The organism is Brevibacterium sp. 91QC2O2, from assembly GCF_024580695.1.
In the GTDB taxonomy this organism is placed as follows: Bacteria; Actinomycetota; Actinomycetes; order Actinomycetales; family Brevibacteriaceae; genus Brevibacterium; species Brevibacterium moorei.
Genome location: NZ_JANIJY010000084.1, coordinates 1 through 286 on the forward strand (window position 1 = coordinate 1; position 286 = coordinate 286).

Here is a 286-nt window from a genome sequence, read left to right on the forward strand (position 1 = left end):
GCGGTTTCCAAGCTGATCTTCTTCGACTGGCGCAGTGGCCTCAGGTCGTCGACGGCGGGTACCGGCTCGGGCCGGACAATGTGCCGGTAGGCCTCGTTGGCGATGTAGCGTTTGAGGCACCGCATGATCTCGCGTTTGCTCTTGCCCTCCGCGGTCCGGCGTGCCACGTAGGCCCGTGTCCGCGGGTCACTGGACATGCGCACGAGCACGATCTGGTGGAGTGCCTGATTGGCCTGCCGGTTTCCTCCACGGTTGAGCCTGTGCCGGTTCGTCTTCCCGGAAGACG

The 286-nt window shown here is 65.0% G+C and carries 1 protein-coding gene; it reads right to left on the bottom strand.

All coding sequences use genetic code 11. From position 1 onward, the window contains the following. The coding region (locus NQ036_RS15540; protein WP_257060046.1) for an IS110 family transposase at positions 1 to 286 on the bottom strand (286 nt) is incomplete at both ends.